Origin of the sequence: Streptomyces sp. NPDC101191, from assembly GCF_044767915.1 — a bacterium.
GTDB lineage: Bacteria > Actinomycetota > Actinomycetes > Streptomycetales > Streptomycetaceae > Streptomyces.
In genome coordinates, this window is the sequence record NZ_JBIWOU010000003.1 from 692292 (window position 1) to 705516 (window position 13225).

Below are 13225 nucleotides of genomic sequence, written 5' to 3' on the forward strand. Positions count from 1 at the left end.
CTTGCATTTCACTCCGCAACGATGTTTAGTTGTGGATGCTGGCCCCAGTGGACCCGTTGTCGTGTGAAGGGAGGTGCGAGTGAGCGGTGAGGAAGGTGCGGAGCGCGCCGGCCCCGGTCGTCCGATGCCGGAGGAGCACGTCGCCGCACGCATCAAGCTGGAGCGCGAGGTCCGCGGTTGGAGCACAGTGAAGCTCGCCGAGGAGATGGCCGCCGTCGGCCATCCGATCAACCAGTCGGCGATCTGGCGCATCGAGAGCGGCAAACCCCGTCGCAGGGTCAACCTCGACGAGGCGCTCGGCTTCTGCAAGGTTTTCGACATCACCATGCAGGACCTGACGGGGCCGCCAGGAGAGCTGGCCACGCCCCGCATTCGCGAGCTTGCCCGTGAGTACGTCCAGATGACGCGCGAGTACCACCAACTGCGAGCGGCGATCGACCGGAACCAGATGCACCTGCACGAGATCGACATGGAACTCAATGCATACGGGGACAAGGGCCCCGAGCAGAGAGGACAGGTCGACGAACTCCTCCGCCTCGAAGAACGGGCCCTGCAGAGGAGCCTGCACCCATCACGGGCGCACCTGCGAAACCAGGGGCAGCCACCCACTGGCGAATAGTCGGCCGCTGCCCCCTCACGGCGCTACGAACGCCGAGAACCAGAACCCCTATGTTCGGCGACCTCCGTCGCCGACAATCATCCACCGACCCATCCATCCCTGAACGACGCCACCGGCCAGGCCGACGGGAGTTGCCGCTCCCGCGACGCCGCGATGCCGGCGGGAGGAGTACCCCCATGCCGCAGCCCGCGCTGCCCATTTCCCAGATAGCCCACCTCCTGGACGTCCCCGAAGACGCCCTGCGCACTTTGATGGTCGAGCGGCGATCCGCCGGCGACACGACCCTGGTCGCCCTCACCGTCACCGAGGCAGCTCGCCGGATTGGCATCGGCCGCACCAAGCTGTACGAGTACGTCTCCTCCGGCGAGATCGCCTCCGTCAAGATCGGCAGCTTGCGCCGCATCCCAGCGGAGGCGGTGAACGACTTCCTGGCCCGCCGACTGTCGGCGTCCGACTTCGGGGCCGCCGCGTGACGCGAGCCTCCGTACCGAAGTCCCGCCAGCCCAACGGCGCCTCGTCCATCTACCTCGGCACGGACGGCCGCTGGCACGGCCGCGTCACCGTCGGCGTCAAGGACGACGGCACCCCGGACCGGCGCCACGTCAGCCGCAAGACCCGCGCCGAGGTCACCAAGGTCGTCCGCGACCTGGAGCGGCAGCGCGACAAGGGCGCCGTCCGCAAGGCTGGCCAGCCCTGGACCGTGAAGACCTGGCTCACCCACTGGGTCGAGAACATCGCCACCGCGCACGTCTCGGAGAACACCATCGACGGCTACCGCGTCGCGGTGAACCACCACCTCATCCCCGGCCTGGGCGCCCATCGCCTGGAGAAGCTCGAACCCGAGCACCTGGAGCGCTTCTACAAGAAGATGCAGGACAATGGCAGCGCCGCCGGCACCGCCCACCAGGCTCACCGCACGATCCGCACGGCGCTGAACGAGGCCGTGCGCCGCAAGCACCTCACGGCGAACCCGGCCTCCATCGCTAAGGCCCCCAAGGTCGAAGAGGAGGAGGTCGAGCCGTACACGGTCGAGGAGGTCCAGCGCCTCCTCGCCGAGGCCGCCAAGCACCGCAACACCGCCCGCTGGGTCATCGCGCTCGCCCTCGGCCTGCGCCAGGGCGAGGTCCTCGGCATGCAGTGGGACGACGTCGACTTCGCCCTCGGCGTCATCCGCGTACGCCGTGGCCGGCTGCGGCCCCGCTACAAGCACGGCTGCGGCGACCGCTGCGGACGCAAGCCCGGCTACTGCCCCCAGAAGATCAACACCCGCCGCGAGACGAAGAACGCCAAGTCCCGCGCCGGCCAGCGGCCCATCGGCGTCCCCGAAGAGCTGCTCCAGCTCCTGCGCCGACACAAGGGGGATCAGGCCCGTGAGCGAACCGTGGCCCGCGACCTCTGGACGGAGAAGGGGTACGTCTTCACCTCGCCCACCGGCGAGCCCCTGAACCCGAACACCGATTACCACAAATGGAAGGAGCTCCTGAAAGCCGCCGGCGTCCGCGACGCCCGCCTCCACGACGCCCGCCACACCGCGGCGACAGTCCTGCTCATCCTCGGTGTCTCCGACGCGGTCGTCGACGCCATCATGGGCTGGGAGCCCGGCAAGTCCGCCCGGATGCGTCGCCGCTACCAGCACCTGACCAGCCGCGTCCTCAAGGACACCGCAGCCAAGGTCGGTGGCCTCCTGTGGGGTACGGACGAGACCGCGGGAAGTGCTGCGCCGGAAGCCAGCCGGAGTCCCGTCCCTGCCGAGCTGGTGGTCCACGTTGCTCGCCTCGGCGATCGGCGCGTGCCCTTCCTCCACCGGGAGCACGCGGACGCGGTCGTCGCCCGGTGGATCGAGGATTGGCCCGACCACACGACCGAGGTCGAGGAATGGGACCGCTGGCGCTGGGAGCACCAGGGCCCCAGCGGCGCGAGCGCCATCCGCGACCGTGTACCGGAGCGGGCCGTGGTCTTCCACGCCCGAGCCGTCTTCCTCCCCGGCGGGGAACGCGCGGCGACCGGGGTCCCGGAGCAGTGGTCGGTGCCGGCCTGGGACTTCGAGACCGACCGCTACACCGGCCGCGCCTCGGCCTGGCGCACGGCCCGGCGGCCCGGCACGGGCCAAGAGGTCGAGGCCCAGGTGCGAGGCACAGACAAGGCCGCCGTAGAAGCTGCCTTCGCCGAAGCGTGTGCACAGGCTGTGGACCGCGCCCGGAACCCGGGGAAGTACGGCGACACCGACGACTGGTAGGGCTCTGGAATACCGCCCACCAGGGCGTGCATCAAGCCCACGCAGTGTGACGAGGCCCGGCACCCGCATGGGTGCCGGGCCTCGTCACGTTCGTCAGTCGACGAGGTAGTGGGCCTCGATGTAGGCGACGGTGGAGTCGTACGGTTCCCCGACCGGCTTCAACATGTACCGGCGGAAGACCGCGGCGGTGGCGCGCCGGGCGCCCCGATTGCGGGCGTCCGCGTTGTCCCATGCCTGGGCGAGGGTGCGAGTGACTACCTGGTCGATCTCTTCGGCCAGGTTCCTCTCCGTGACCGTGAGTCCAGACGGCGCGTGATCGAGGATGATCCGTGACAGCACACCCACATGGTCGTCGTCGAGCACGACTGCTTCGTCAGGGTGCTTCTCGGCGTTCACGATGGCGCGGGCGATCCGGAGTGCCTCGGACAGGAACTCCAGAGCGTCCTGTGCGTTCTGGATGATCCGGTCCCGCAGTTGCTTGATCCGCTCCGCAAGGGCCGTGTACTTCGCGGACCCAGGTTCGACGCCCTTGTCGAGGGCGGCCTTGATGTTGTCCAGGATTTCCGCCGCGGATGGCGGCCTCTTGTCCTCGCCGCCGTCCTTGGTGGACTTGGGGCGGACGAGGGTCAGCAGCTCCTTGAGTATGGCGATGCCCTGGGCGTCCAGGACGAGGGCCTCCTCCTGGGAGGCGACCACGGAGAAGGAGTGGACGTGGGCGTTGATGATCTCCAGGACCATCGGCCCCAGCTCGGCCAGCCGTTCCTTCCTCTCCTCGTCGGACGACTTCTTGAACAGGGTCGTGTAGACGGATCCGAACAGCGCGAAGCCGTCCCGATACTTGGCAACCCGCTTGTCGGTGTTGATGAGCGGGTACAGGCGGGCCAGGAGTCGGTAGTCCTTGGAGAACACCTCGGCGGCGCCCGGGTTGGAGTCCAGGAAAACGTTGATGGCTCGCACGGACTCGTATCCGTGGACCGCGAGGTCCAGGTCGTCCACGTCTACGAAGAGGTCTTCGATCCGGGCGAAGACGGTGCGGAACTCGGCGACCAGCTCAGACAGGTCAGTGACGAACCCGCCCCCCTTGCCGGCCCCCGTCGCGGTGGGGTCGACAACGGCCCGCTGGACTTCTTCGGCCAGGCCGATGTAGTCGACGACCACGCCCGAGGTCTTCACGAACCCGGTCGGGGACACCCAGGTGCGGTTCGGACGGGTGATCGTCTGGAACAAGGTGTGGGCCTTCAGCGGCTTGTCCAGGTACAGGACGCCCTCGTTGGGGGCGTCGAACCCAGTCATCAGCTTCGCGGTCACCACCAGGAAGCACAGCGGGTCGTCGGCGGCGAGGAACCGGCGCTTCTGCTCCTCCTCCTCGGTCTCCGAGAGCTGGTACGGCCGCATAGCGGGGTCTTCGTCCTTGGAGTCCGAGACGGAGATATTCACCTCGGCGGTGATCCGCTCATGCTTCCCGACCTCGGCGAGCACCTGCGACGCCTCGAAGCCCGCCAGCAGCTCGTTGATCTTGTCCGTGTACGCCACGGCCAGCTCGCGGTTGAAGGCGACGACCTGGGCTTTGAGGCCGTTGCGGTACGCGCCGGCCAGGTAGTGGTCCACGATGTCCTGGCAGACCGCGTGGATGCGGTTGGGATTGGCGAACACCGAGGTGAGCCGCCCGAACTTGCGGGACAGGATTTCACGGTCGGGATCGTCGAGGTCGAAGTCGTCTGCGAACTGGTCGAACTCGGCCTGCAACGCCTGGTCATCTATCTCGAACGAGACGGGGCGCGGGTCCAGCATGACCGGGACGGTCGCCTCATCCAGCAGAGACCGGGACACCGAGTAACGGTGCAGCACCCTGCCCGGGTCGGCCTCCTCACCGAAGAGGGCGAAGGTGTCGGTGGCGAGGTTTCTGATGGGGGTGCCGGTCATGCCGAAGAACTTCGCCTTCGGCAGCGCTGCGCGCATCTGGCCGGCCAGGGACTTCGACTTGGCGGACTGGGTGCGGTGTGCCTCGTCGACCAGCACGATGATGTTGTCTCGGGTGGACAGGTTCTTGCCGGCGTCGGCGAACTTGTGGACGGTCGTGGAGATGACGCCGCGTACATCGTCGGCCAGCAGGGCACGCAGTTCGGCGCTGGTTGCGGGCTGGTGGAAGTAGGCGTCCCCCATCGCGGAGGTGAACACGCCGGAGGTCTGCCGAACGAGCTGGGTCCGGTCCGAGAGCAGGATGATCGTGGGTGACTCGGTTCGTGTGTCGGCCAGCAGCAGCGAGGCGGCGAACACCATCAGCAGCGTCTTGCCGGACCCCTGGTGGTGCCAGACCAGTCCCTTCGTCCCGCCCTCCAGGACCCGATCGTGGATCAGGTGCGCGGCCTCCATCTGCGGGTAGCGGGGAAGGTACTTCTTGTCCACCCCTCCCCCGGAGGTGTCGAAGAGGGCGAAGTTGGCGAGCATGTCCAGGACGGTCGCCGGGTTGAGCAGCAGCTGGACGGAACGCTGTACGTCGGCCTGCCCGGACAGCTTCTCGTCGTCGGCGGTGGACCGGAATGGCTGCCACAGGTTTGTGGGGGCGCCGACGGCACCGAACCGCAGCTTCAGTCCGTCGGAGGCGACGGCGAAGACGTTGGGGGTGAAGAACCACGGGTACTCGGTCGCGTACACGTTGTTGATCTCGCGGGCGGCGTCGGCCCATGCAGACTTCGAGGTCGGTGATTTCACCTCGACCACTACCAGAGGCAGGCCGTTGACCCAGTACACGAGGTCGAAACGGCGGGAGGTCTTGCCGGGGACGGTTATGGTCACCTCGTCGGACACGACGAGCGTGTTGGTGGCCGGGTGTTCTAAGTCGATGACCTTCAGGGCGTGCCACACGCCGTCGGCATCCCGGAACTCCTTATGCCCGCGCAACAGGCGCAGCACCTGCTCGTTGGCCCGTACCAGCCCGCCTTCGACGGCGTTGACCGTGGCGACAATCTCGTCGACCACGCCGTCCACGTCGAATCCGTCGATCACCCCAGGGTTTAACCGGATGATGGCATCCCGCAGTTGGCTGACGACTACCGTCTGCGTGGTCTCACGCTGTAGCGACCTGCCCCCTGTGAAGTCCCAGCCCATCGGAAGGGACCACTGGATCATCAGGTTCTGGAACTCGCGTTCCCGAATGCCCTTCGCCACGGCTCAGACCTCCAACTCGGGGGATTCGATGTCGATGGTGCGGTTCAGGAGCCCCGACAGCAGCTCTGCACGAGCGCGACGCAGTCCGTCGGCCTCAGCTCGGATTGCGGCAATCTGTCCCTCGATCGCATCCAGGGCCTCTGCTGCTCGTTCCTGCTCGGGGCGGGACGGGATGGGAAGCGACACGGACAGGAGTTGGTCGGGATTGAGGCGCTTACGGCGCTGCACGGTTCCGACGACCCTGCTCTGCATCTCAGCCCATAGTCGGGGTGTCCGGCAGACGTGCCTCATCCACTCAGGGGCGACATCGCCGCCGAGGGTGAAAGTCGGGAACTCGTTGCTCGCCACGAAGCCGTCGAACTCCGCAGGAACCACCGTGATCGGTCCCTCCCAGGCAGTCAGCTTCCGCATCACTACCTGATTCTCCCGAAGGACGTTCATCGCGGTGTACTCGGTATCTGCCCCGTCGAACTCGTCCTTGTCTACAAGACCTTTGCCGGCGTTGAGCACTCCAGCAAGGCGGTATGTCGTTCCCGCTTGCATGGGGGTTCGTACGACATCGAGGGCCATCACGTCGTCAAGGAGACGAGACTCTGCTTCATTGCCGTCAGCAGTGCACCAGAGCAGAGATGTTGCCGCCCGGGACACGCTGTGTAGCGCTCCTGCCTCCGTGTCGAGTGCGGCAATTTGCTCGTCCACCGCGCTGATGACCTCTACGATTCGATCTTGCACCGGGATAGGCGGCAGGGCGATCCGGAAGGCTGTAAGGATCTGCTTGTTGATGTTGCGCTGGGTGGCGCCTCTGGCCATCTTGTCCAGGTGTCCCTCGTGAGCGTTTATCCAGAGGAACAGGTATTCCGCTGACACCTGTTTTCCGACAACGCCACGGGCGATCGCTTGGTTTGTCGCCATGGGAATCTGAGCGATTGCCGAACGACCTACCGACCCATACATCGAGACGAGCACTGAGCCTTCGGGGGCTACCTTCTTCGTGCCGCCGATGGAGTCCAGTCCAGCCTGGGTGATGCATTTGGTCGTCTCATTGAGTGGGCGGTTCTGAATGTCACTGATGATTGCCCACGGGATGTCCCCGCCGTCATAATACGACCGGTTTGTTGCCTTCGGAGTACCTCCTGCTGACCAGTCGGCCACCGCCCCGAGTGTCGTCTCAACCCACTGCTCATTCATCAAAGCCCTCGATCCCAGCGGATGCGAGGACGGCGAGCATGCGCTGCTCGGTCTTCTGGCGCTCTGCTCGGGCGATGTTGTAGGTGTCGATGAGGGTGCCGAGGTCTTCCTGTTCGGTGGCGGCCTGCTGGACGTACCGCCCGATGTTGAGGTCGTACCCGCTCGCAGCGATCTCCGAGGTAGGTACGAATCGCGCCGCGAGCGCTCCATCGCCTTCCAGGTCGATCGGGTTGCCGTCGAGATCGAACTTCGAGTGGTAGGTGGCTACCACATCGGCGATGTCCACCTCGGACAAGATGTTGCGGTTCTTAGCCTTGGTGAACCGCTTGGACGCGTCGATGAACAGCACCCCGCCCCGGCGCTCCTCGGGCTTGGTGCCAAGGGCGCGGAATACGAGGATGCAGGTCGGGATGGCGGTCGAGTAGAAGAGGTTCGCCGGCAGGCCGATTACGGCTTCCAGGAGGTCGTCGTCGAGGACACGTCTGCGGATGGCTGCTTCCTGGCCCCCGCGGAAGAGGACACCGTGGGGAAGGACGACGCCGGCACGGCCCTTCTTCGGGTCCATGCTTGCGATCATGTGTTGCACAAACGCCCAGTCCGCTGTCGACTGCGGGGCGACCCCGCCGATGGCACGGGGGTCCTTGGTCCAGGGCTTCCACTTCAGGCTGTAGGGCGGGTTGGCGAGGATCACATCGAACTGCGCGACCGTGCCGTCCGGCTTAGTGAAGCGCGGGTCCTTCAGAGTGTCGCCGACCTCGACTTTGAACTGGGTGAGGTTGTGCATGAAGAGGTTCATGCGTGCCACACCCGCAGTGTCCGGTACGGACTCCTGCCCGTGCAGCTTGAGGGTGTAGCCCCGCCCACCGTGGGCCTTCAGCAGGCTCGCGGAGGCGATGAGCATGCCGCCCGACCCGCAGGTTGGGTCGTACACCGACTCGAAGCTCTTGGGCTCCAGGACCTCGACGATCAGCTCGACGACCTCGCGCGGAGTGAAGAACTGGCCAGCGCGAGTGCCAGACCCGTCGGAGAACCGCTTCAGCAGGTATTCGTACGCTCCACCGAGCACGTCATGGGACATGTTGCCCTCGTGCATCTTTGGAGCGCGGTCCATCGCTTGCATGACCGCCGCCAACACCTCTCCCGCCAACACCTCTTCGGAGGCCCAGGTCATGGATCCGAACAGGCGGGAGAATTTGGCAGGGTTGGCCGTCTCGATGGCCTGCAGGGATGCCCGGACCCGCTGACCCAGGCCGGGCTGGGTGACGGTGGCCAGGATGGACGACCAGGAGGCACGGCGCTCGGCGACGGTGCCAGGGTGGATGGAGGGGATCTTGAACGTCTGGTAGGTGCGGTACTCGACCTCGTCGGCTTCCTCGGCTGAGAGGCCGAGGCCCTCGTTCTCCTCGAGGAAGGTCTGGTGGTTGTGCTCCCAGGTGTCCGACAGGTACTTCCAGAACATCAGAGGGAAGACGACCGAGGAGTACTGCGCTTCGGGCATCGCCACGCGCAGCTCGTCGGCTGCGTCCCACAACCTGTTCTCGATCTCCTGCTGGGTCACTGCCATCAGTCGGGGGTGTCCTTGCTCGTGTCTGGGTGGCGGTCTAGAAGTCGCGGAGTCTCCGCTGGGCATCCTATTTGGGCCCTCTGGCAATGAGGCTGTGGTTGACCTCTCTGCTGGCCGATTCAAGGGGCTGGCTCGAGTCGGTGCGGCTCGCACGTTGCCGTCGAGCCTCAGGTTGGCCGCCCAGGACGATCTTGATCTCGACGGGGCCGACCTCAGGGCCTTGGTGACCTGATCATCGGCAGAGCAGCCGAGCCGTCCGTGAAAGTCCACGGCTGTCCGCCCCGCGCAACTGAGACCAAAACTGAGACCACGGAACGACGAAGGTCCCGGCCGCTGTGCGGTCGGGACCTTCGTACGCCCTGCTGGGCGCTGGCGGAGGATACGAGATTCGAACTCGTGAGGGGTTGCCCCCAACACGCTTTCCAAGCGTGCGCCCTAGGCCTCTAGGCGAATCCTCCGTGGAGAACATTACATGACCGGAGAGGGTGCTCGCGCACACCGTTCGGGGCGGGGGCCGGCGAAGGGTGCAGGTCGAGGAGGCGGGACGCGTGGGGGGAGGAGGGGGGACGGGCGGGGGCCGGGATCGGGTACTCTGGGCGCAGCCCCTCACGTGGCGCTATCTGACTGAACTCCCCCAGGGCCGGAAGGCAGCAAGGGTAGGTCGGCTCTGGCGGGTGCGTGGGGGGCGCTTTGCGTTCCCGGGTTGTCAGTGGGCGCCTATAACCTCGTATACGTGTCGTCTCTCGCGCTGTACCGCCGCTACCGCCCCGAGTCCTTCGCCGAGGTCATCGGGCAGGAGCATGTCACCGACCCGCTGCAGCAGGCGCTGCGGAACAACCGGGTCAATCACGCGTACCTGTTCAGCGGGCCCCGCGGCTGTGGCAAGACGACCAGTGCGCGGATCCTCGCCCGCTGCCTGAACTGTGAGAAGGGCCCCACTCCCACCCCCTGCGGCGAGTGCCAGTCCTGCCGGGACCTCGCGCGCAACGGGCCGGGGTCGATCGACGTCATCGAGATCGACGCGGCCTCGCACGGTGGTGTGGACGACGCCCGTGACCTGCGGGAGAAGGCCTTCTTCGGGCCCGCCTCCAGCCGCTACAAGATCTACATCATCGACGAGGCGCACATGGTCACCTCGGCGGGCTTCAACGCCCTGCTGAAGGTGGTCGAGGAGCCGCCGGAGCACCTCAAGTTCATCTTCGCGACGACCGAGCCCGAGAAGGTCATCGGCACCATCCGGTCGCGGACGCACCACTACCCCTTCCGGCTCGTCCCGCCCGGCACCCTGCGGGACTATCTGGGCGAGGTCTGCGGCCGCGAGGGCATCCCGGTCGAGGACGGCGTTCTTCCGCTGGTCGTCCGGGCCGGCGCCGGGTCCGTGCGTGACTCGATGTCGGTGATGGACCAGCTGCTCGCCGGCGCCACGGAGGCCGGTGTGACGTACGCCATGGCCACCTCGCTCCTCGGTTATACGGACGGGTCCCTGCTCGACTCCGTGGTGGACGCCTTCGCGGCCGGCGACGGTGCCGCCGCCTTCGAGGTCGTCGACCGCGTGGTCGAGGGTGGCAACGACCCCCGGCGCTTCGTCGCGGACCTCCTGGAGCGGCTGCGCGACCTGGTGATCCTCGCGGCCGTGCCCGACGCCGCGGAGAAGGGGCTCGTCGACGCCCCCGTCGACGTCATCGAACGCATGCAGGCGCAGGCGTCCGTCTTCGGCGCCGCCGAGCTCAGCCGCGCCGCCGACCTCGTCAACGCCGGTCTCACGGAGATGCGTGGCGCCACCTCGCCGCGGCTCCAGCTGGAGCTCATCTGCGCCCGCGTGCTGCTGCCCGGCGCCTTCGACGACGAGCGCTCCCTCCAGGCCCGTCTGGACCGGTTGGAGCGCGGCGCCGCCGCCGCGCCCCCGGCCGCCGTCTTCACCACGACCTCTCCCGCTCCCCAGATGGGGTACGCGCCCGGGCCCGACGCCCACGTCCCGCCGCCGGCCCCCGCGCCGACGCCCGCCCCTGCCCCCGCGCAGGAGGCCCCCGCGCCCCAGCCGGCCCCCGCGCCGGCCGCCCCCGCTCCCGCCGCCCAGCCGCAGCCCGGCGCCTGGCCCGGGGCCGCGCGGCCCGGTGGCGGCGGGCCCGGCGCCTGGCCCGGTGCCTCGGCCCCGGCGGCCACCCCGCAGCCGCAGGTTCCCGCCCCGCAGGCCCCCGCGCCCCAGGCCGCCCCGGCGGCCGGCGGCTCCGGGAGCATGGCGGCGGGCGCCGCCCAGGTGCGCAACATGTGGCCGCAGATCCTTGAGGCGGTCAAGAACCGCCGCCGTTTCACCTGGATCCTGCTCTCGCAGAACGCGCAGGTCGCGGGCTTCGACGGCACCACCCTCCAGATCGGCTTCCTCAACGCGGGCGCCCGGGACAACTTCGCGAGCAGCGGCAGCGAGGACGTCCTGAAGGCGGCCCTCGGCGAGCAGTTCAACGTGCACTGGCGGATCGAGGCGATCATCGACCCCTCGGGCGGCGCCAACCCGCCCCCGGCCGCCGGCGGCTTCTCCGGCGGTGGCGGCGGTGGCTTCGGCGGTGGCGGTGGCGGCTTCGGCGGTGGTGGCCGGCCGGCCGCGCCCGCCCCGGCCCCCGCGTACGCGCCCGCCCCGGCCCCCGCGACGTCGCAGCCCGCCCCGCAGGCCGCCGCGCCCGCTCCGGCGCCGGCCCCCGCTCCCGTACAGGCGCCGGCCGCCGCGCCCGCCCCCCAGCCGCCGCCGGTCGCGCCCGAGGACGACGTGCCGGAGGAGGACGACCCGGACCTCGTGGACTCCGCCCTCTCCGGCCACGAGCTCATCGTGCGCGAGCTCGGCGCCACGGTCCTGGAGGAATACACCAACGAGTAGGAGCGTCTCGCTCGGTGGCCCGCACAAGGGGCATCCCGTCCCGCGGGCTACCCTGGCTGGCGTGAAGGTCCTCGTCATCGGCGGCGGCGCCCGCGAACACGCCCTGTGCCGCTCCCTCTCCCTCGATCCCGACGTCACCGCTCTGCACTGCGCGCCCGGCAACGCCGGAATCGCCGAGGTCGCCGAGCTCCATCCCGTCGACCAGCTCGACGGCGCCGCCGTCGCCGCTCTCGCCGGCGAGCTCGGCGCCGACCTGGTCGTCGTCGGCCCGGAGGCACCGCTCGTCGCCGGCGTCGCCGACGCCGTCCGCGCGGCCGGCATCCCGGCCTTCGGCCCCTCGCAGGAGGCGGCACAGCTGGAGGGCTCCAAGGCCTTCGCCAAGGACGTCATGGCCGGCGCCGGTGTGCCCACCGCGCGCAGCTACGTCTGCACCACTCCGGAGGAGATCGACGAGGCGCTGGACGCCTTCGGCGCTCCGTACGTCGTCAAGGACGACGGTCTCGCGGCCGGCAAGGGCGTCGTGGTGACCACGGACGTCGACGAGGCCCGGGCGCACGCCCTGGCCTGCGACCGGGTCGTCATCGAGGAGTTCCTCGACGGCCCCGAGGTCTCCCTCTTCGCCGTCACCGACGGCACCACCGTCATCCCGCTGCAGCCCGCGCAGGACTTCAAGCGCGCGCTCGACGGCGACGAGGGCCCGAACACCGGCGGCATGGGCGCCTACTCGCCGCTGCCGTGGGCCGACCCGAAGCTGGTCGAGGAGGTCCTCGCGACCGTCCTGCAGCCCACCGTGGACGAGCTGCGCCGTCGCGGCACCCCGTTCTCCGGTCTGCTCTACGCGGGTCTGGCCATCACCGGCCGCGGCATCAGGGTCATCGAGTTCAACGCCCGCTTCGGCGACCCCGAGACCCAGGTCGTGCTCGCCCGGCTGCAGACCCCGCTGGCCGGACTGCTGCTGCACTCGGCCCGGGGCACCCTCGCCGACCAGGCCCCGCTCGTCTGGCGCGACGAGGCGGCCGTCACCGTGGTCGTCGCCTCGCACAACTACCCGGGCACCCCGCGCACCGGCGACCCGATCGAGGGCCTGGCGGAGGTCGCGGAGAAGGACGCGCCGCACGCCTACGTACTCCACGCCGGTACGAAGCGGGACGGCGACGCCGTCGTGAGCGCGGGCGGCCGGGTGCTGTCGGTGACCGCCACCGGTTCGGACCTGACCGAGGCCCGAGAGCGCGCCTACGCGGCGGTCGGCCGTATCCGTCTTGACGGTGCGCAGCACCGTACGGACATCGCCGAGAAGGCCGCCCGGGGCTGACGCCCGGCGCCTTCAGGGCGCGGTCGTGCAGTGAAGCGCACGGCCGCGCCGACGTCATCACCTTTGCCCAAAGCCATTCCATCGGGTGACGGCTCGGCCATCTGGATGACGCCCGCCGATGCCCCAACTAGGGTGCGGCGAAGGCGTTCCCGGTGAGTTCCGGGTGTGCTCCGGCACTTGGCCCACCGACCTTGCGATGTCGGTGGCGGGTGCCACAGTGGGGGAGTGAGCAACACCGCCACGGGCAGTCCCGGACAGGGCAGGAGGGG

General features: G+C 68.6%; 8 protein-coding genes, 1 tRNA gene and 1 other RNA gene. 6 read left to right on the forward strand and 4 right to left on the reverse strand.

The window, feature by feature from the left end:
• Positions 1-124: 124 nt before the first annotated feature.
• The 3 genes from ACIRQF_RS16385 to ACIRQF_RS16395 all read left to right on the forward strand — a co-directional run bounded on the left by ACIRQF_RS16385 (position 125) and on the right by ACIRQF_RS16395 (position 2855).
• Entirely contained in the window at positions 125-619 is a 495-nt protein-coding gene (locus ACIRQF_RS16385) for a helix-turn-helix transcriptional regulator (protein ID WP_150163650.1), read from the forward strand.
• A 176-nt stretch (positions 620-795) separates the two neighbouring features.
• Entirely contained in the window at positions 796-1092 is a 297-nt protein-coding gene (locus ACIRQF_RS16390; RefSeq protein WP_404092738.1) for a helix-turn-helix domain-containing protein, read from the forward strand.
• Positions 1089-2855, forward strand: a complete 1767-nt coding sequence (locus ACIRQF_RS16395; protein WP_404092740.1) for a tyrosine-type recombinase/integrase — start codon at positions 1089-1091, stop codon at positions 2853-2855. Before ACIRQF_RS16390 ends, ACIRQF_RS16395 begins: the two co-directional genes overlap by 4 nt.
• A gap of 93 nt (positions 2856-2948) precedes the next feature.
• On the opposite strand, the gene ACIRQF_RS16400 is transcribed toward ACIRQF_RS16395, so the two are convergent.
• The 4 genes from ACIRQF_RS16400 to ACIRQF_RS16415 form a co-directional block, all read right to left on the reverse strand.
• Positions 2949-6023 (reverse strand): type I restriction endonuclease subunit R, encoded by a 3075-nt coding sequence (locus ACIRQF_RS16400; protein WP_404092743.1) that lies wholly within the window; start codon positions 6021-6023, stop codon positions 2949-2951.
• A gap of 3 nt (positions 6024-6026) precedes the next feature.
• Positions 6027-7211, reverse strand: a complete 1185-nt coding sequence (locus ACIRQF_RS16405) for a restriction endonuclease subunit S (protein ID WP_404092746.1) — start codon at positions 7209-7211, stop codon at positions 6027-6029.
• Complete coding sequence (locus ACIRQF_RS16410) at positions 7204-8775, reverse strand: N-6 DNA methylase (protein WP_404092749.1); 1572 nt, start codon at positions 8773-8775, stop codon at positions 7204-7206. Before ACIRQF_RS16410 ends, ACIRQF_RS16405 begins: the two co-directional genes overlap by 8 nt.
• 370 nt (positions 8776-9145) lie before the next feature.
• Positions 9146-9233, reverse strand: a tRNA-Ser gene (locus ACIRQF_RS16415).
• A 139-nt stretch (positions 9234-9372) separates the two neighbouring features.
• Between ACIRQF_RS16415 and ffs the strand changes: the two genes are divergently transcribed.
• From ffs to purD, 3 genes are all read left to right on the forward strand, one after another.
• An RNA gene (ffs, locus tag ACIRQF_RS16420) (signal recognition particle sRNA small type) lies at positions 9373-9471 on the forward strand.
• A 37-nt stretch (positions 9472-9508) separates the two neighbouring features.
• Entirely contained in the window at positions 9509-11644 is a 2136-nt protein-coding gene (locus ACIRQF_RS16425; protein WP_404092751.1) for a DNA polymerase III subunit gamma and tau, read from the forward strand.
• Between the two features lie 61 nt (positions 11645-11705).
• A complete protein-coding gene (gene purD / locus ACIRQF_RS16430; RefSeq protein ID WP_382477613.1) occupies positions 11706-12956 on the forward strand; it encodes a phosphoribosylamine--glycine ligase in 1251 nt (416 codons plus the stop codon).
• Positions 12957-13225 lie beyond the last annotated feature (269 nt).